The sequence below is a fragment of the Grimontia sp. SpTr1 genome (genome assembly GCF_947387585.1).
GTDB classification, from domain to species: Bacteria; Pseudomonadota; Gammaproteobacteria; order Enterobacterales; family Vibrionaceae; genus Enterovibrio; species Enterovibrio indicus.
In genome coordinates this window covers 186,543-203,340 of record NZ_CANDOD010000006.1, presented here as the reverse complement: position 1 = coordinate 203,340, position 16,798 = coordinate 186,543, and the positions used below count along the sequence as shown (strand labels likewise).

At 51.6% G+C, this 16,798-nt stretch carries 17 protein-coding genes; 10 read left to right on the top strand and 7 right to left on the bottom strand.

Annotated elements, in window-relative coordinates; genetic code table 11:
• Positions 1–110 precede the first annotated feature (110 nt).
• The 3 genes from QL223_RS11515 to QL223_RS11505 all read right to left on the bottom strand — a co-directional run bounded on the left by QL223_RS11515 (position 111) and on the right by QL223_RS11505 (position 1,774).
• A complete protein-coding gene (locus QL223_RS11515; protein WP_002539436.1) occupies positions 111–572 on the bottom strand; it encodes a chemotaxis protein CheX in 462 nt (153 codons plus the stop codon).
• A gap of 17 nt (positions 573–589) precedes the next feature.
• Positions 590–1,048: a zinc uptake transcriptional repressor Zur gene (gene zur, locus QL223_RS11510; protein WP_002539437.1), complete on the bottom strand. Its 459-nt coding sequence runs from the start codon at positions 1,046–1,048 to the stop codon at positions 590–592.
• Between the two features lie 162 nt (positions 1,049–1,210).
• Positions 1,211–1,774 (bottom strand): MarR family winged helix-turn-helix transcriptional regulator, encoded by a 564-nt coding sequence (locus QL223_RS11505; RefSeq protein ID WP_281544810.1) that lies wholly within the window; start codon positions 1,772–1,774, stop codon positions 1,211–1,213.
• A 115-nt stretch (positions 1,775–1,889) separates the two neighbouring features.
• Here QL223_RS11505 and QL223_RS11500 point away from each other — a divergent pair, with 115 nt between their 5' ends.
• The 5 genes from QL223_RS11500 to QL223_RS11480 all read left to right on the top strand — a co-directional run bounded on the left by QL223_RS11500 (position 1,890) and on the right by QL223_RS11480 (position 5,359).
• Positions 1,890–2,624 carry a hypothetical protein gene (locus QL223_RS11500; protein WP_281544809.1) on the top strand — a complete coding sequence of 245 codons (735 nt, stop codon included), beginning with the start codon at positions 1,890–1,892 and terminating at the stop codon, positions 2,622–2,624.
• 14 nt (positions 2,625–2,638) lie between these two features.
• On the top strand, positions 2,639–2,899 hold the full coding sequence (locus QL223_RS11495; RefSeq protein WP_046305634.1) for a DUF2024 family protein: 261 nt from the start codon (positions 2,639–2,641) through the stop codon (positions 2,897–2,899).
• A 198-nt stretch (positions 2,900–3,097) separates the two neighbouring features.
• Positions 3,098–4,138: a tRNA dihydrouridine(20/20a) synthase DusA gene (gene dusA, locus QL223_RS11490; RefSeq protein WP_281544808.1), complete on the top strand. Its 1,041-nt coding sequence runs from the start codon at positions 3,098–3,100 to the stop codon at positions 4,136–4,138.
• 170 nt (positions 4,139–4,308) lie between these two features.
• Positions 4,309–4,575 (top strand): envelope stress response protein PspG, encoded by a 267-nt coding sequence (gene pspG, locus QL223_RS11485; RefSeq protein ID WP_002539445.1) that lies wholly within the window; start codon positions 4,309–4,311, stop codon positions 4,573–4,575.
• Positions 4,576–4,717: 142 nt separating this feature from the next.
• On the top strand, positions 4,718–5,359 hold the full coding sequence (locus QL223_RS11480) for a TIGR04219 family outer membrane beta-barrel protein (protein WP_002539446.1): 642 nt from the start codon (positions 4,718–4,720) through the stop codon (positions 5,357–5,359).
• A gap of 76 nt (positions 5,360–5,435) precedes the next feature.
• Here QL223_RS11480 and QL223_RS11475 read toward each other — a convergent pair whose 3' ends face one another.
• From QL223_RS11475 to QL223_RS11460, 4 genes are read right to left on the bottom strand one after another with little or no spacing between them, the layout of a single operon-like run.
• Positions 5,436–6,230: an ABC transporter permease gene (locus QL223_RS11475; RefSeq protein WP_281544807.1), complete on the bottom strand. Its 795-nt coding sequence runs from the start codon at positions 6,228–6,230 to the stop codon at positions 5,436–5,438.
• A complete protein-coding gene (locus QL223_RS11470; protein ID WP_281544806.1) occupies positions 6,227–6,949 on the bottom strand; it encodes an ATP-binding cassette domain-containing protein in 723 nt (240 codons plus the stop codon). Before QL223_RS11470 ends, QL223_RS11475 begins: the two co-directional genes overlap by 4 nt.
• A 20-nt stretch (positions 6,950–6,969) precedes the next feature.
• The gene (locus tag QL223_RS11465) at positions 6,970–7,947 is read right to left on the bottom strand and encodes a PQQ-dependent catabolism-associated beta-propeller protein (RefSeq protein WP_281544805.1); all 978 of its coding nucleotides are present in this window, start codon (positions 7,945–7,947) and stop codon (positions 6,970–6,972) included.
• A gap of 41 nt (positions 7,948–7,988) precedes the next feature.
• Positions 7,989–9,176 carry an ABC transporter substrate-binding protein gene (locus QL223_RS11460; RefSeq protein WP_281544804.1) on the bottom strand — a complete coding sequence of 396 codons (1,188 nt, stop codon included), beginning with the start codon at positions 9,174–9,176 and terminating at the stop codon, positions 7,989–7,991.
• Positions 9,177–9,367: 191 nt separating this feature from the next.
• Here QL223_RS11460 and pedF point away from each other — a divergent pair, with 191 nt between their 5' ends.
• The 5 genes from pedF (at position 9,368) to QL223_RS11435 (ending at position 16,775) form a co-directional block, all read left to right on the top strand.
• Entirely contained in the window at positions 9,368–9,820 is a 453-nt protein-coding gene (gene pedF / locus QL223_RS11455; protein WP_002539454.1) for a cytochrome c-550 PedF, read from the top strand.
• Positions 9,821–9,835: 15 nt separating this feature from the next.
• Complete coding sequence (locus QL223_RS11450; protein ID WP_046305641.1) at positions 9,836–10,783, top strand: ABC transporter substrate-binding protein; 948 nt, start codon at positions 9,836–9,838, stop codon at positions 10,781–10,783.
• Between the two features lie 125 nt (positions 10,784–10,908).
• Complete coding sequence (locus QL223_RS11445; protein WP_281544803.1) at positions 10,909–12,666, top strand: PQQ-dependent methanol/ethanol family dehydrogenase; 1,758 nt, start codon at positions 10,909–10,911, stop codon at positions 12,664–12,666.
• Between the two features lie 317 nt (positions 12,667–12,983).
• On the top strand, positions 12,984–14,492 hold the full coding sequence (locus QL223_RS11440; protein WP_002539459.1) for an aldehyde dehydrogenase family protein: 1,509 nt from the start codon (positions 12,984–12,986) through the stop codon (positions 14,490–14,492).
• Between the two features lie 141 nt (positions 14,493–14,633).
• Positions 14,634–16,775 (top strand): NosR/NirI family protein, encoded by a 2,142-nt coding sequence (locus QL223_RS11435; protein WP_281544802.1) that lies wholly within the window; start codon positions 14,634–14,636, stop codon positions 16,773–16,775.
• The last annotated feature ends 23 nt before the right edge of the window (positions 16,776–16,798 follow it).

The window sequence follows — 16,798 nt, the reverse complement described above, 5'->3', positions numbered from 1 at the left end:
TATTTCTGATCACCTATCCACTGTGATTGGTATAACCGCTGAAGTTTGAATGTCAGAAACAAAAACGCCGCATCAATGATGCGGCATTTTTTTATAGCGGGATTTTCGGTTTAGTCGAAGCAAATTTCGATATAGGCACGGCCAAATTCGGAATCGAACGGCATGATGATGATCTGACCTTCACTCTTATGGGTGATGGTATGTTCACGGCCAGACACCACAATCGGGGTCGCCATATCAAAATCGAAGCCTTTTTCCGCCAGCAGGCGTTTTGCTCCACCGGTCACCATGTTGGTGATTTCGCCCACCATATCAGTGACATCCGCATCAATAGAAGTGGGTCTTTCGCCCAGCATGCGGCTCATGATTTCCAGCGCCAGTTCTTCTTCAAAGGTCACAGAGAAAGAGCCTTTGGTCTTTGGACCGACCATGCCAATAAGACCGGATACATCGCCCTTGGCGACTTCAGATTTCTTGAGCTGAGGTTTTTTGGGCGTAATTTCCAGCTGCGCCATGGTGGTCAGCACGTTCACCAACGAAGACAAAAAAGGGTTTACAAATTCAGCGCGCATAATAGTTATTTACCGTCCTACTGCATTTTCTGTGTCGCCACCTGGCAGGCGTGACAGGTTCCATGTGTTTCAACTACGTGATGACTCACTGCAAAGTTAACCTGATTGGCTTTTTGCTGAAGAGCTGTCGACAGTGTGTCAGTGTGACACTCTTCGACTGTGCCACAAGAGTTACAAATCAATAGCTGTGAACAATGTTGCTCATGTCCGGGCAAGCAGCAAGCAATAAAGCTATTTGTTGACTCCACTTTGTGCACAAAGCCCTGAGAAAGCAAAAAATCGAGCGCCCGGTAAACCGTCGGTGGTTTGGCTTGCGGCTCTGTTTCCCGCAATACGTCCAGCAAATCATAGGCGCTAATCGCCCTTTTACTCTGAACGATAATCTCATATACCCGTTCGCGCTGTGCTGTCAGACGGACACCGCGCTGCTCACAAAGCGATTGAGCTCGGGCAATTAATTGTGAAAGATTGGCCATAAGACCTCAAAAATCAGGCTGAGGAAAACATTCTATCACAGCCAACAAATCACGCACCCGCCAAGCCGTGACCGGCGTTCGCCTTTAGATAATTGTAGATGATACTTCAGCGCGGAAAGGGTACAACGCCTAGGGTTTGAGCGTGCTTTTCACTGTTTTGTTTTAATCGAGAGTATGTTCCCGGCAAATCAGCTCCCTTCCTGCGGCATCCAGCGTTTCCTTGGTCAACTCGCAGAAGAACTTACCATCGGCAATGGGTTGATGGAATTTGCAGGTTTTACAAAGCCCAAAGCTGGCACTATTGGTGGCTTTTTGCATGCTACGTAGCAGGGTCTCGAGTTGCTCCCTCAGTGCGTGTTGACCTTCGCCTAACTGCTCCAATCCATTTTTCAGCACGGTGGGAGGAATCGCGCTTTTCGCGACCTCTTCGCCTTTTTCCGTTAACACCAGATGGGTGACACGTCGATCAACCGGATCTTTCTCTTTGGTTAGGAAACCTTTTGAAGCCAGAAGGGTGATGGACTGAGAGGTTGTGCCTTTGGTGATCCCCAGAAACTCAGTAACAGCAGCTGGTGTGTCACTGAATTTGTTGCAGCGGGAGAGGTAATACAGCACTTCTAGGTGCACAGGGTGCAAGCCATGCTCCACGCCAACCAAGCGCACTTCATTGCGATAGAGGGTAGTAATGCGTTCGAGAATGTCACTCAAAGGGTCAATGTGGCTCATTCGTTTTCTCTGCAAAAAGGTTTTTTGTCGAAACTATATTGACAAGTCTAGCAGGATCTTTATTCTGAATAAAGTTTCGATGCGAAACCAAAATTCAAAATACAAGGAGTTCATGATGAGAAAGACATCTCTTGCTTTAGCCCTTTTGGGGGCTATCAGCTCGGTACAAGCACATACCAGCGCCCATGAGGGGCATATCGTCAGCGCTAAGAACGGTTCGATTTCCCCGACATTCGATATTGTTCACGCCAAAGTGGTGAAAAATGGCGGCTCCCTGACGTTCCAAACAGAAGTAGCCGCTGACATAGGTGAGGAAAAGCCGACAGCAGTTGGCAAGCTCGCGGGTTCATCGGTTTATAGCTACGTTTGGCCAACCTCGCTAAACTCGGCAGACATTGGCTTTGATGAAGGCAAAGGCATTGTGGCGCTCGCGGTTACTGCGCACCCTGATTTTGACGACACCCCGCGTTACGACGAGAACAAGGACGGCGACAAAGCCAACGATGGTAATGAATGGCACTCGCACTGGGTGGTGTTAACCGAAGACAAAGCCTGTCCGGCGGGGCTGAAAGTCCGCGACATTCCAGAAGGAGCCACACCCAAAGTGCCTGTGACCTGGCCGGAGCTTCCAATCTATATCGACAGTCCTGGCTATGAACCACGCTTTACCAGCACAGAACTCACGGTGGAAGTGCCAGTTAAAGACATTGGTTTTAAAGACGACTTCAACTTTGATGCCGTGACGTCAGTGCTTAAAGTGAATGCGAGTGTGCACAACCCGCTGCTTTGCGTGACCGCCGTTGATGATATTGCCTCTGGCGATCTGTCGCTGCCCGGTTTCACCAAATAAGAAGGAGTGTGCGAATGGCGATTCATGTTTATGACACCTACGCGACCTCATCTTCCGGGAAAATCCTGCATTTTGATGTGTTGCTTCGGGAGAAAAGCGACGAGTTAGCGGTGAAATATGCCAAAGCTTGGCTGGCTGAGATTGGCGAAGCGGATGCCACTGTAAAATCTGGCAACTGTGCGTTTTGCCACACCACCGCTGACTTGCCTGAGTTTGATAGTGAGATAAACGAAAAAGGATATGCGATATACAAATTGGAAGGATGCCCTGTGTGACGATGGGTAAATCTTCAGAAAATGAAGGGCATAGCCGCGGGCTATGCCCTTTGTGTTTCCGGTGTCAGAATGTATGTGAAAGCACTGCACCTTCACGACTTGGGCAAACGCCCGAGTTAGGGTAGAATCCGCACACTTTTTTATCAGGTACTGTATGAGACAGTGCCTTTGCGTGACCAAGTGCAATGAGGTTTATCCATGCTGAACGAAACAACTGACATCCAAAACTCATCATCAGGCGTTGTGTCTGAGGGTGTGTCCTACCCGTCAGCGCGCTTCAGTGTGGCTCCGATGCTTGATTGGACTGACCGTCATTGCCGCTACTTCCACCGTATTCTGTCTAAGAACGCTTTGCTTTACACCGAGATGGTCACCACGGGTGCGATCATTCACGGTAAAGGTGACTTTCTGGCGTTTAACGAAGAAGAGCATCCTGTCGCGCTGCAATTGGGTGGTTCAAACCCTGCTGATCTGGCGACTTGTGCCAAACTGGCGGTTGAACGCGGCTACGATGAAATTAACCTTAACGTGGGTTGCCCGTCTGATCGCGTTCAAAATGGTCGTTTCGGTGCTTGTCTGATGGGCGAAGCGGAACTGGTCGCGCAGTGTGTATCGGCAATGAAAGAAGTGGTCGATATTCCGGTGACCGTAAAAACCCGTATCGGTATCGACGATCAGGACAGCTATGAGTTTCTGGTCGATTTCGTGCGCACCGTGAGCGAGAAAGGCAGCTGCGATAACTTCACCATTCACGCCCGTAAAGCGTGGCTTTCTGGCCTGAGCCCGAAAGAGAACCGTGAAATTCCGCCACTGGATTACCCACGTGTTTACCAACTGAAGAAAGACTTCCCGCACCTGACCATGGCGATCAATGGTGGTATTAAATCGCTGGAAGAAGCGGAAGAGCATCTGAAGTATCTGGATGGCGTCATGATTGGCCGTGAGGCTTACCAAAGTCCTTACATGCTGGCAGAAGTGGATAACCGCCTTTTTGGTAGCGATGCGCCAATCATCAAGCGCAGCGACGCTGTGAAAGCCATGTTCCCTTATATTGAAGCGGAACTAAGTAAGGGCACTTATCTGAATCACATCAGCCGTCACATGCTGGGCCTGTTCCAAAACATGCCGGGTGCACGTCAATGGCGTCGATATATCAGTGAAAACGCGCACAAACCGGGTTCAGGCGTTGAAGTGCTGGAAGCCGCACTGGCGAAAATCCCTGCGCATCTGGATGTGTAAATTAGTCTGGTTAAATTTGACACAATAGTCGGTAAAATTTACCAAGAATAAACGAAGCGCCGCAGTCAAACTGCGGCGCTTTTTCTTTATCTATCTGTTTTAAAAGGGATTGATAAAGTTGGCCTACTTCGTGCAATACCTAATACAGTCACTGACCTTAGGAGGGTATGATGATCGAGTTTCTGTTTATTGTTGGTTTTACGATTGCACTGTTAGCAACGGGTATCAGCTTTCTGGGCATTGTCGCTGCCATGGCGGTGGGATTTATCGTGATGGCACTGGCAGGCATGATTGGCTTGGTATTCAAAATGCTGCCATGGATTTTGCTGGCTGCGGTGATTGTCTGGTTGCTCAAAGGCCGCGATAAAACAGCCACCCAAGCGCGTGATTACTGCTATAAACGCTCACGTCGCTACCACCGAGCGCGCCGTTATTAAGCGGCGCTACCATTGAATCGGGCTATGATTAAGGCAAAAGGTTTCGCATAAAAATCCGGCAGATTATGCGGAATCTTTGTCTTGGTTTTGCTATAGTGCTCGCAAACCATAAACTCAAAAAATGTAAGGCGGAGCCCTTTCAATGAAAAAACTAAACCTTTCTCTGGCTGCACTGGCAGTGGCTGGTGCATTCGCAATGCCTGCACAGGCAGCAGTGCTTTTAGGGGCTAAAGTTGGCGCAGATGCATGGTATGCAGATGCGAAAGTCAACGACGTTCGTGCCGACGATGCAAGCGTTCAGCCTTCTTACTACGCCGCTTTCGAACACTTCATCCCACTGGTGCCAAACGCGAAAATCCGTTACACCGGCGTGGAGTCTGCAAAGTTTGACGTGGACTTCACCCAGTACGATCTGATTGCGTACTACGAAATTCTGGATAACGACCTGATCTCTTTTGATATCGGTCTGAACCTACAGAAATTCGACGGTCGCTTCACTGGTCGTAGCTTCGATGAGTGGCAGCCAGCGGTTTACTCAGATGTGCGTCTGGGCATTCCAGCAACCCCAGTTTCTCTGTTTGGTACCTTCAGCTTTGGTAGCTACGACGACACCAGCACTGTTGATGCAGAAGCGGGTGTGTTGTTCACTCTGGGTCTGGTTGCCGCAGACCTGAACTTCAAAGCGGGTTACCGTGTTCAGGACTACGACTTCAACTACTTCGGTGCGAACGACGGTAAGTTCTACAACGACGGTTTCTTCGGTGGCGTAGAGTTCAACTTCTAAGCACTGAAAGCGTTGAAAAAACCGCGCAAAGGCGCGGTTTTTTGTGTCTGTAGTCTCGTGAAAGTTGCTTGTTCGCTTATGGTTTTCCGCCAGGTTTGCCCTGTTCTTTCACGGGTTGGAAACCCACGACGGCGAGAATCGCAAACGCCAGTGTACAGCCGGAGACCACAAGCAGGGCGGTGATATTCAACTGCTGATACAGCGCAAACCGGATGAGCTCCACGCCAAAGGTAAAGGGGTTAAAGCGACAGATTTCATACAGCCAGAGACTCGCTTCCTGCATTTTCCAAAGCGGATACAGCGCCGAAGAAAGGAAAAACATCGGGAAGATGACAAAGTTCATCACCCCGGCAAAATTCTCCAGTTGTTTGATGCGCGAAGCGATAACAATGCCCAGTGCACTGAGCATCAGAGCGACGAGGAAAAGGGCGGGGATCACCAGCACATAACCCATGGGCTCCAGCGGTCTATCGTACAATGCAGCGATCACAAGAAAGGCACCGACCTGAAGCACACTCACCAAAGCACTGGCTATTTGTTTGGAAAGCAGCAAAAAAGGGCGCGGCAGTGGGCTGGTCAATAGCACCTTGATGCTTCCCATTTCCCGGTCATAGACAATCGACAGTGAGCTTTGCATGCCATTGAACAGCAAAATCATGGCGCAAAGACCGGGCAGGATATATTCCTCGTAATTGATGTAGGTGGCGTAGGGTTCCATGATGGCAATGCCAAGCGCTGCCCTGAAACCTGCTGCAAACACCACGAGCCACAGAAGTGGCCTGACGAGGCTGGCTGCAAACCTTGCCCGTTGGGAGAAAAAACGCAGCCATTCGCGATAGCAAATCCCGATAAACGCATACCAATAGCTCATCGGCCGTCCCCCTCGTTATCTGCGGTCAGGGTGGCGAAGACTTTCGCAAGTGTCGGATGCTGGTGCAAGGCTCTAAGTTCACTGGCCTTGTTGTGTGCTCGTAAGGTGCCGCGATGCAGGATCAACACATCATCATGGTCGTCGACTTCTTCAATCAAATGGGTCGCCCAAAGAACACATAATGGCTGCTGCTCGCAAAGGCTTCTTACTGCGTCAGAAAGGGATGCCCGCGCTTTCGGATCAAGCCCGCTGGTGGGCTCATCCAACAACAGAATAGAGGGTGAATGCATTAATGAACGGACAAGTTCTGTGCGACGCCGATGCCCGCCATTTAAGGTGCGGACTTTATCGTTCAGACGATCGGTAAGGGAAAAATGCGCCAACAGAGGCGCTGCTTTTTCGAGGCTCTGTTTTTTGCTGTAGCCATGCAGGGCGCCGTAATAACTGAGGTTTTGCCCTACGGTCAAATCAAGGTCCAGAGTGCTTTGCTGGAACACCATGCCGAGCTTCGCCATGGTCTGGCGAGATGGCGTTTCTCCCAGTAAAGTGATTTCGCCCTGTTGGATAGGCGTTAAACGGGTGAGTAAGGAAAACAGGGTGCTTTTCCCGGCACCATTCGGGCCAAGAAGCATGTGGAGGCCGCGCCCCAGCACAAGGGAGAGATCGCTCAGGGCGCAGCGCGAACCATAGTGGTGAGACAAACCGGAAACTTCAATCATGTCAGGTGTCTCACCTCTCCTTATTCCGCTTGACCAACAGCCACTCCCCAAGGATAGCGACCGACTTTTACGGTTTTCACCACTTTGCGGTTCGGAACGTCAATGATCGACACATCGCCGCTCACGCCATTGGTCGCCAGCAATTTATCCTGTTCGCCATTGAAGGCCATTTGCCATACACGGCGACCCACCAAAAGATAATCTTCCACTTCCAAGGTATCAGTATTAACCACGGCAACATGGTTTGCTGGTCCCAATGCGACAAATGCGGTTTTGCCATCTGCTGTGATTTTCACACCGACCGGCTGCACTTTGTCTTTGTGGACGCCTTTGGGCGCAAAGCCGATTTTCTTGATGATTTCTTTGGTGTCGGTGTCGATCACCGCTACCGTGCCACCAATTTCAGCGCTTACCCAAAGTTGCTCACCGTCTGGGGTAAATTCGGCGTAACGCGGGCGGGCATCAACCAAAGTGTTATGTACCATCTGGTTAGATTCGGTATCAATCCAGTGCGCCATGTTGGAGGTTTCAGAGGTGATGATGGCGATTTTTCCATCCGGGCTCACCGCGACACCTTCCGGCTCAACACCCACTTCCACTTGCGCAACCACGCTGCTGGTTGGAATGTCGACCACGGTCATCAGTGCATCATCTTCGTTGGCAATGTAAAGGCGTTTGCCATCCGGGTGTAGGGCAAACAGCTCAGGATCGTCGCCAGAAGGGAGATCGCCAACAATGGTGTTGGTGGCAAGATCGAGAATTTGTACGGTGTCGGACTCACTGGCACAGATAAACAGTTTGGTGCCGTCTTTACTGAGTTCCACGCCGCGGGGACGATCTCCCACCTCAATGGTGTCAATCACTTCCATTGTGTTCATGTCTATCACACTGACGGTGTCATCCTTTTCGTTTGCCACATAAGCCACCTCCTTTGCCAAAACGGGAGTGGCTAACAGCACCGAGAAGACCACGGCGAGAATCGATTTCGAATATTTCATTGTGATGTCCTTATTGTTAGCTGTCGTTCGATGAAACAGAGTTAAAACTGGCGGCACTGGCTTTGCGCTTCATCGATACCGAGCGAATCAAGCTCATTTCTGGGATGAAGGAAACCCTCGAATGGTGCGCTGGCCACCAGCGCTTGCGAGTCAAACAAAGGCACGGTTTGACGGAGTTGACCATTCCATGGCCGGTAGGTCAGCTTCCGACCCTTATAGGCCGCAAGCTGGAATTTGTCGCTCATGATGAAAGGCAAAACAGTTTCCACGTCGCCTTTGTTGAGTACGGTCACCGCTTCATTGATGGAACGAACTGCCACCCAAGCGGCGTAGTCTTTGGCTGTCATAGGGCGGTCGAATTGCTTGGTAAAGCGGTTCTGAAGCTGAATGGCACCCCATTGCTCGATGACATAATGCCAGCCATCTGCGCGTAAACCGTGGGTGCCGACAACCGGGCGGGGCAACCAGGTGTTGTAAGGCAGGTGCTGACCGAACAGATTGCTTTCATCAATCACCCAGACCAAGTCGTAATCACGGGCTTGCGTAAAGAGGGGAAGTTCTGCCGATGCAGTGCGGCGAAGGTCGGTATCAAAATTCCAGACCTTTTCTTCAATGACCTTTTGGTTGAATTTCTTCAGGGCTTGTTTGGTCGCCGTCAGGAAGGCGTTGTCTTCGGCAGTGGTGCCTGATACCAAAAAGACATCATTCAGGCGTCGTACACGCATCCACTGTCCCAGTGCATCAGCACGCATGGTGTAACTGAGCGCGGTATGCAGGGTGTTAGGCAGGCAAACATCGCGTCTCAATGCATCGTCCTGATTACCGATATTAAACAGCAGCGCATCTTCTGGCAGTGTTTTACGGAGCGCTTGCAGAGAAGGTGTGTCGAGATCAGCAAGGAAGTATCGCACCCCTTCGTCATACCAAGTCTTCGCGGTGGTATTGAGCGCCGTGGTATCGTCATTGGTTTCCGTGCGAAATACGTACTTTTGCCCCAGAAATTTCCCGGTGCCATTGGCATCGCCCACAGAGAGCTCTGCCCCCGCTTCCCCGTTATTTTCCGGCTCTGCAAGGTACGCAGGAACAGCGGTCGTGGTTTCTATCGGCTGCCTTAACATGCCGATTTCTACATTGACGACGGCGTGCGACGAGACGGAATAAAATATCAGCGCTGCCCACAACAAGGCGGCGTAATTGATTGTTTTTTTGTGGTTTGACGCTTTTTCCATAGCGAATGCTGCTCCGTAAGTGCCTACGGTTTTACTGTATGCAGCGGTGGCATATTTGCCAAAAGCAAGGACGAGATTTTCTGAAAATTCATCCCAAAGAATGAGGAATATCCCCGCTTTTGTACCATGTCCCCAAACTCTCGCCGCTCCTACACTTTTTCCAACGCTGACCAATTAAGGAGTCGAGAGACATGGAAAAGGTTGAACGCAACATTTGTATTTTCACGGCGGTGGCACTGGTTTCTGTGCTGAGTACCCAACTGGCATTCGCCCATGGTGATGTCACCCCACAATCCATTGATACCTCCACCATTCCCACGCTTGGACAAGAGTGGTCTGAGACCAACCCTTACCGTGAACTCGATGGTGATGTGAGGGTGGAAATCGAGCGTCTTGGCGCGTCGGCCTACAACCAGAACTGCGCACGATGCCATGGTCTTGAAGGTATTTCAGGTGGTATCGCGCCGGATTTACGCATGCTTGCACCGGACTATGACGGTGACGAGTGGTATGTCTACCGGGTGCAAAATGGGGCGGTTCGTAACGGCGCGGTTTACATGCCGAAAATGACCGAACACCTCAACCAGGAAGCACTGTGGGCGATCCGCACCTGGCTGGAATCTGTGGCGCCGGATAACGGTTAACAGGAGGGCGACGGGATGAAGTTGGTCACTGTCATTCGGACACTTTGCTTGCTGCTGTGCATGGCGCTGACTGCGCCATCCCACGCGCTTTCCTATGACGATATTCAAGCCCGTGGCGTGATTGCCATTGCGGTCTACAACGATTTCCCGCCGTACTCGTTCAAGGATGAGAATGGAAATCCGGCGGGCATTGATGTGGAGCTTGCTAAAGCACTCGCTAAGGGGCTGGATGTCGAACTCGACCTTCGCTGGATGACGCCAGACGAAACGGTCGAAGATGACATGCGCAATTACCTTTGGAAGGGGATGAATCTGACCAGCGAAGACGGCCAGCGGGTGAAAGCCGACGTCATGTTGCGAGTGCCGTATGACCGCGAATTCGCCATGAAGCGTGACGATATCGGTCATCCCGCGCATGAACTGGTACATATGTTCGCGCCATATCAGCAAGAGCGTTGGTTGATGGCTTACGATGCGGCCAAGCTCGACAGACCACAAACTGCCGCCCGTTTTATGTATCACCCGGTGGGCGTTGAAGTGGATACGGTGCCTCAGTTCTTCGTGACCACTGCCTATGGGGGGCGTTTCCGCGAAAAAAGTCGCACTTATCCCTCTACACCTGACGCGTTTCAAGCGCTCAACGATGGCGACGTTTCTATCGTCATGGGCACCGCTTCGCAGCTGGAATGGCTGCATCACAACAACAAAAAGCCGCAAGCCAACGAGCAACTCACCGAACTTGCGTTCCCACTTCTGGGGCGCAGCGAATGGGAACTCGGCATTGCTGTGCATTCGAACTACCGTCAATTGGCCTACGCACTGGAAGACATAGTGATGACCCATATCAACAACGGCGACTTTGTCCGCTGGGGGGAACGATTCGGGGTGGATTACCAACTCCCTGAACGTTTCCGTCCTAAGCCTGATGTCGCCGATGAAGGGGCTATCGCACAAACACCGTAATTCCAAACAGCCTGTTATCTCTCGCGAACCGAACTCTCCCTCATGGCGATGCGGGGGCAGGACAGGCACGACTAAAACGACAGAGCTTGCTTACCCAAGCATTCAGCCAACAATGAGGTATCCCTATGACAATTAAGTCATTTAAACGTTGCGGACTCTATGCCGCACTCTCGCTCGCGATGACGGCTTCGCCCGTTTACGCGGGTGTCACGGACAAAGACATCCTCGCCGATCAGGAGACCACAGAGGACGTGGTGACTTATGGTCTTGGGCTTCGTGGTCAGCGCTACAGCCCGATGGACACCATCAACCGTGAGACCGTCAAAGAAATCCGTCCTGTGTGGGCCTTCTCTCTCGGTGGGGAAAAACAGCGTGGTCAGGAAAGCCAGCCCATGGTGAAAGATGGCGTTATGTACATCACAGGTTCCTATTCCCGTGTGTTCGCGATTGATGCGAAAACTGGCGAAGAGCTGTGGCAATACGATGCGCGCCTGCCGGATGGCATCATGCCCTGTTGCGACGTGATTAACCGTGGTGTCGCGCTTTACGATGATTTGGTTATCTTCGGTACGTTGGACGCCAAGCTTGTGGCGCTGGATGCGAAAACCGGTAAAACCCGCTGGAAAAAAACCGTTGATAATTATCAGGATGGCTACTCCATTACTGCGGCACCGATTGTGGTGAAAGGCAAAGTGATCACCGGTGTATCAGGCGGTGAGTTTGGTATCGTTGGTAAGGTTAGAGCTTATGACGCAAAAACCGGTAAGTTGGTCTGGGAACGTCCAACGGTCGAGGGCCACATGGGCTACGTCTGGAAAGACGGTAAGAAAACTGAAAACGGGATCTCAGGCGGTGCGCCGGGGAAAACCTGGCCAGCAGACCTCTGGAAAAGCGGCGGCGCAGCACCTTGGCTAGGCGGTACTTATGATGCCGACACTGACCTTTTATTCTTCGGCACCGGTAACCCAGCGCCTTGGAACTCACACATGCGTCCGGGCGACAACCTTTTCTCTTCTTCACGTCTCGCGATCGACCCGGATGACGGCAAAATTGTCTGGCACTTTCAGACCACGCCGCATGATGGCTGGGACTTCGATGGTGTTAATGAACTGATTGCGTTCGACTACACCGAAAACGGTAAGAAAGTGAAAGCAGCGGCGACGGCCGACCGTAACGGCTTCTTCTATGTTCTGAACCGCACCAACGGTGATTTCATCCGCGGCTTCCCGTTTGTGAATGAAATCAGCTGGGCGACGGGGCTCGATGACAAAGGCCGTCCGCTTTATGTCAAAGACAACCGTCCGGGCAACCCATCTGGCGAGAAGCAGGGTAAAACAGTGGAAGCTGTGCCTTCCTTCCTCGGCGGTAAAAACTGGATGCCAATGGCATACAGCCCGGATACCGGCCTGTTCTATGTGCCTGCCAATGAATGGAAAATGGACATCTGGAATGAGCCTGTCGCCTACAAAAAAGGTGCGGCTTACCTCGGTGCGGGCTTTACCATCAGAACACTCAATGATGAGTATATTGGCGCACTGCGCGCCTACGATCCAAAAACCGGTGAACGCGTCTGGGAATACAAAAACTACGCGCCACTGTGGGGCGGTGTCATGACCACAGGCGGTGGTCTGGTGTTTACCGGGAACCCGGAAGGCTACTTGATGGCGTTCGATGACAAGACCGGTGAGCTGCTTTACAAGTTCAACACTGGCTCTGGCATCGTAGGTAGCCCTGTGACCTGGGAAATGGACGGTGAGCAGTATGTGTCCGTACTTTCCGGTTGGGGTGGTGCGGTACCGCTTTGGGGCGGTGATGTGGCCAAACGTGTGAAAGATTTCAACCAAGGTGGCATGGTCTGGACCTTTAAACTGCCAAAAAGCTAACTTGTTTATCTGATTGATAAACTTAAAGTAAAAATCAATAAGGCCGGGTTATTTCCGGCCTTGCTGCGTTTTGGTGCATAACAATCCGGCGGGGTATTGAATTTGTGACGGCCTCCTTTCCGGAAATCCTCAGATACTGAAGTGAAAGCAACATTATCCTCCTCTCTGTCTCCCTCCAAAGTATGAGATTTTGCCAACCAAGGGGCGATGGAGAGATTTGGTGGTCATTCCATACTGTTACTACAACAACGCCTGACTCCGTATCTTCGGTTCGTCAGGGAAGACACAGGGAATTTCGCCAAAAACAGGGGTGGATAATGATTTACGCAAAACCAAATACCGACGGAGCCGTCGTAAACTTTAAGGCGCGTTATGCAAACTACATCGGTGGCGATTGGATTCCGCCAGTCAAGGGACAGTACTTCACGGACACCTCGCCTTGTACAGGTGATCCCATCGCTGAAATCCCGCGCTCAACGTCAGAAGACATCGAGCTCGCGCTGGACGCCGCCCACTCGGCAAAAGCCTCTTGGGGTGCTACCTCGGTCACTGAGCGTGCCAACATCCTGCTTAAAATCGCCGACCGCATCGAAGCCAACCTCGAATATCTGGCCGTGGCAGAGACTTGGGAAAACGGCAAAGCAGTGCGCGAAACCCTTGCCGCTGACATTCCGCTTTGTGTCGACCATTTCCGCTACTTCGCCGGCGCGATTAGGGCGCAAGAGGGCTCTGCGGCTGAAATTGACTCCAATACCGTGGCCTACCATATCCATGAGCCACTTGGTGTAGTCGGTCAAATCATTCCATGGAACTTCCCACTGCTGATGGCGGCATGGAAACTGGCGCCGGCACTGGCTGCAGGTAACTGTATTGTTCTGAAACCTGCTGAGCAAACTCCAACCACCATTCTTCTATTGATGGAAATCATCGGCGATCTGCTGCCACCGGGCGTACTGAATGTCGTCAACGGTATGGGTCCAGAAGCCGGTCAGGCACTGGCTACCTCAGACCGCATTGCGAAAATTGCCTTCACCGGTTCAACCGCGATTGGTAACCATGTACTTCGCTGCGCCGCTGACAACCTGATCCCATCCACGGTTGAGCTGGGCGGTAAGTCGCCAAACATCTACTTCGAAGACGTGATGCAGCAGGAAGACGAGTTCATCAGCAAAGCCGTAGAAGGTTGTGTGCTGGCGTTCTTCAACCAAGGCGAAGTGTGTACTTGTCCTTCACGCCTTCTGGTTCAGGAAAGCATCTACGAAGAGTTTATTGCCAAAGTGATTGAGCGAGCGAAAGCCATCAAACACGGTAACCCGCTGGATACTGAAACTCAGGTGGGTGCGCAGGCTTCTAATGAGCAGTTCGAGAAAATCAAAGGTTACTTCGACATTGGCCGTGCGGAAGGTGCTGAAGTGTTGATTGGTGGTGACGCGGCTGACTTCGGTGGTGGTTACTACATCCAACCAACCATCCTGAAAGGCGAAAACCACATGCGTGTGTTCCAGGAAGAGATCTTCGGTCCGGTTGTGAGCGTGGTGACCTTCAAAGATGAAGCGGAAGCGCTGGCCATTGCCAACGACACAGAATACGGCTTAGGTGCCGGTCTGTGGACCCGCGACATCAACCGTGCTTATCGCGTTGGTCGCGCGATTGAAGCAGGTCGTGTCTGGACTAACTGTTACCACCTTTACCCAGCGCATGCTGCATTCGGTGGCTACAAGAAATCCGGTATCGGCCGTGAAACCCATAAGATGATGCTCGACCATTACCAGCAAACCAAGAACCTGCTGGTGAGCTACGACATCAACCCATTGGGTTTCTTCTAAGTCTTTGTTCTAAGTCCGTTTGTTCGATATCCGCTTGTCCGAAGGCAGTCAATCCTCCCGGTACTGCCTGAGGCGAGAGCTTTTTGCGGGGCATATGCCCCGTTTTTTTCTCTCCAAGCACACGAAGAATGAAGGTGTATCATGCGTTGGCGTAGTGCCCTGATACTGTGGCTGCTTCTCATGTTATTGCCCTTCCTCTCGATGGCTTCCCCTTGGCTGGAAGTGAGCGAGGAAGCAGCGTCATTGTTTCCCAGCGCAACCCGGATGAAAGCTTCGGAAGACGCGCTGCCTGTTACTGAGATCTACCAACTCGACCAACCCATCGGCTATGTGTTTGAAACCGATAACCTCACCAACTTTCCCGGTTTCTCTGGCGATACGATTAACCTGCGTGTAGGGCTTGATACCGAAGGGCGCATTGTGGGGCTGCTATTGCTCGGTCACCACGAACCGATTTTCCTGCACGGCCTTGGCGAAAAGCCGCTGATTGACTTCATCAGCCAATATCAGGGGTTGTCGTTGAAACAACAGGTGCTGGTGGGCAGCGACCAACAACGTATCGCGAGTGATGATATCGCCTACTTTGATGGTGTTACCAAGGCGACCGTGTCAGTGATGGTAGTGCATGACACCATCATCGCAGCGGCAAGGAAAGTGGCGCAGTCGCGGCTTTCCGGGTTCGGCTCAGCGACTCAGGCGATCTTGAATACGGAAAGCTATCGCCCGAAAACCCTAGAAGAACTGCGAAGCGAAGGCCTGCTGTTCCAATGGCAAATGAGGAGTGAAGAGGCTGAGGTTGCCCTTAACTCCTCACCGGGCAGAATTGCCGAGGCGAGAGAAGATAACGCAGACGAAGATGCGCCATTTTTGGATTTTACCTTTGCAGTTCTGAACCCCCCGCTGATAGGAAAAAATCTGCTGGGGGAGGAGGAATACGCCCGCGTTATGGCAACACTGGAGCCGGGTGAAGTGGCAGTGCTGGTGGGCTCTCGCGGTGGCTATCATCATGTGGCGGAAGACTTCGTGGCGGGCACCATTCCCCAGCGCCTGACTTTGAAGCAGGAAGCCAGCCCGCTCGCCCTTCGGGACGCGGATTTGTACCATGCACAACCTCCTGAGTTTTCCGTTGCGCTGACACCATTCGAACGCATCCATATTTTTATCTTTTCAGACCAAAGTGGCTTCGATCCTTCGCTTCCGATCACTGTTGGAATCAATGTTCAGGTGAAAAAGAATTTTCTGGAATCGGAAACAATCGCCGTTTCCACCGATTATTCACTCCCCAAATCGGTGCAAACCCCGGTTGAGCCTCCGGAGAAACCTTTGCCGCTGTGGCAACGTATCTGGCTGGATAGAACGATAGAAATCAGCGTGTTAACGGTATATCTGGTGTTGCTGACGGGGGCATTTGTATTCCAGCACAGGCTGGCCAAATTTGGCCAATACTTGACGCCAATAAGGTTGGTATCTCTCTGTTTTATCGTTCTTTTTATTGGCTTTTATACCCAGGGGCAATTGTCGGTGGTGAACATCTACACCTTGCTGTTATCGCTCTGGCAAGGGTTTGATATCCAAGTCTTTTTGCTCGATCCCATGCTGTTTATTCTCTGGAGTTACGTGTTTATCAGCCTTTTTCTATGGGGAAGGGGACTTTTCTGTGGCTGGCTATGCCCGTTTGGCGCCATGCAGGAGTTGGTTGCAGCGGTGGCTGAGAAGCTTCGTATCCGACAATGGAAGGTCGATGACGTGCTTCATAGCCGATTGATTTACCTGAAATATGGCGTGCTTTTGGGGCTGGTGGGAACGTCCTTTTACAGTCTTTCTTTAGCTGAAACCATGGCCGAAATTGAGCCCTTTAAAACGGCTGTTACCCTGATGTTTGAGCGCAGCGCCCCCTTTGTCATTTATGCGGTTTTACTGCTGCTGATCAGCGCCAAAATCCACAAGGCTTACTGTCGGTATTTGTGTCCTCTTGGAGCGGGTTTAGCAGTGCTTGGAAGGCTCAGGGTCTTCAGCTGGCTGACCCGAAGAAAAGAGTGTGGAAGTCCCTGTCGGCTTTGTGAAAAACACTGTGGGATCAACGCCATCCATAAAGATGGCGCGATAGATTACAACGAGTGTGTACAGTGTTTTGCCTGCCTGGCAATCATCAATGACAACACCCGTTGCGTGGCGGATAAATACGGCAAACGCAGACGTAAAACGAGGACGTCGGGCGAGGCGATTCCGGTTGCCATCTGTGACCCTTTGGAGGGCACTCAACAAGGCCCATCAGAGATATGAAATCAGTGTCTTAGATGAGAGAA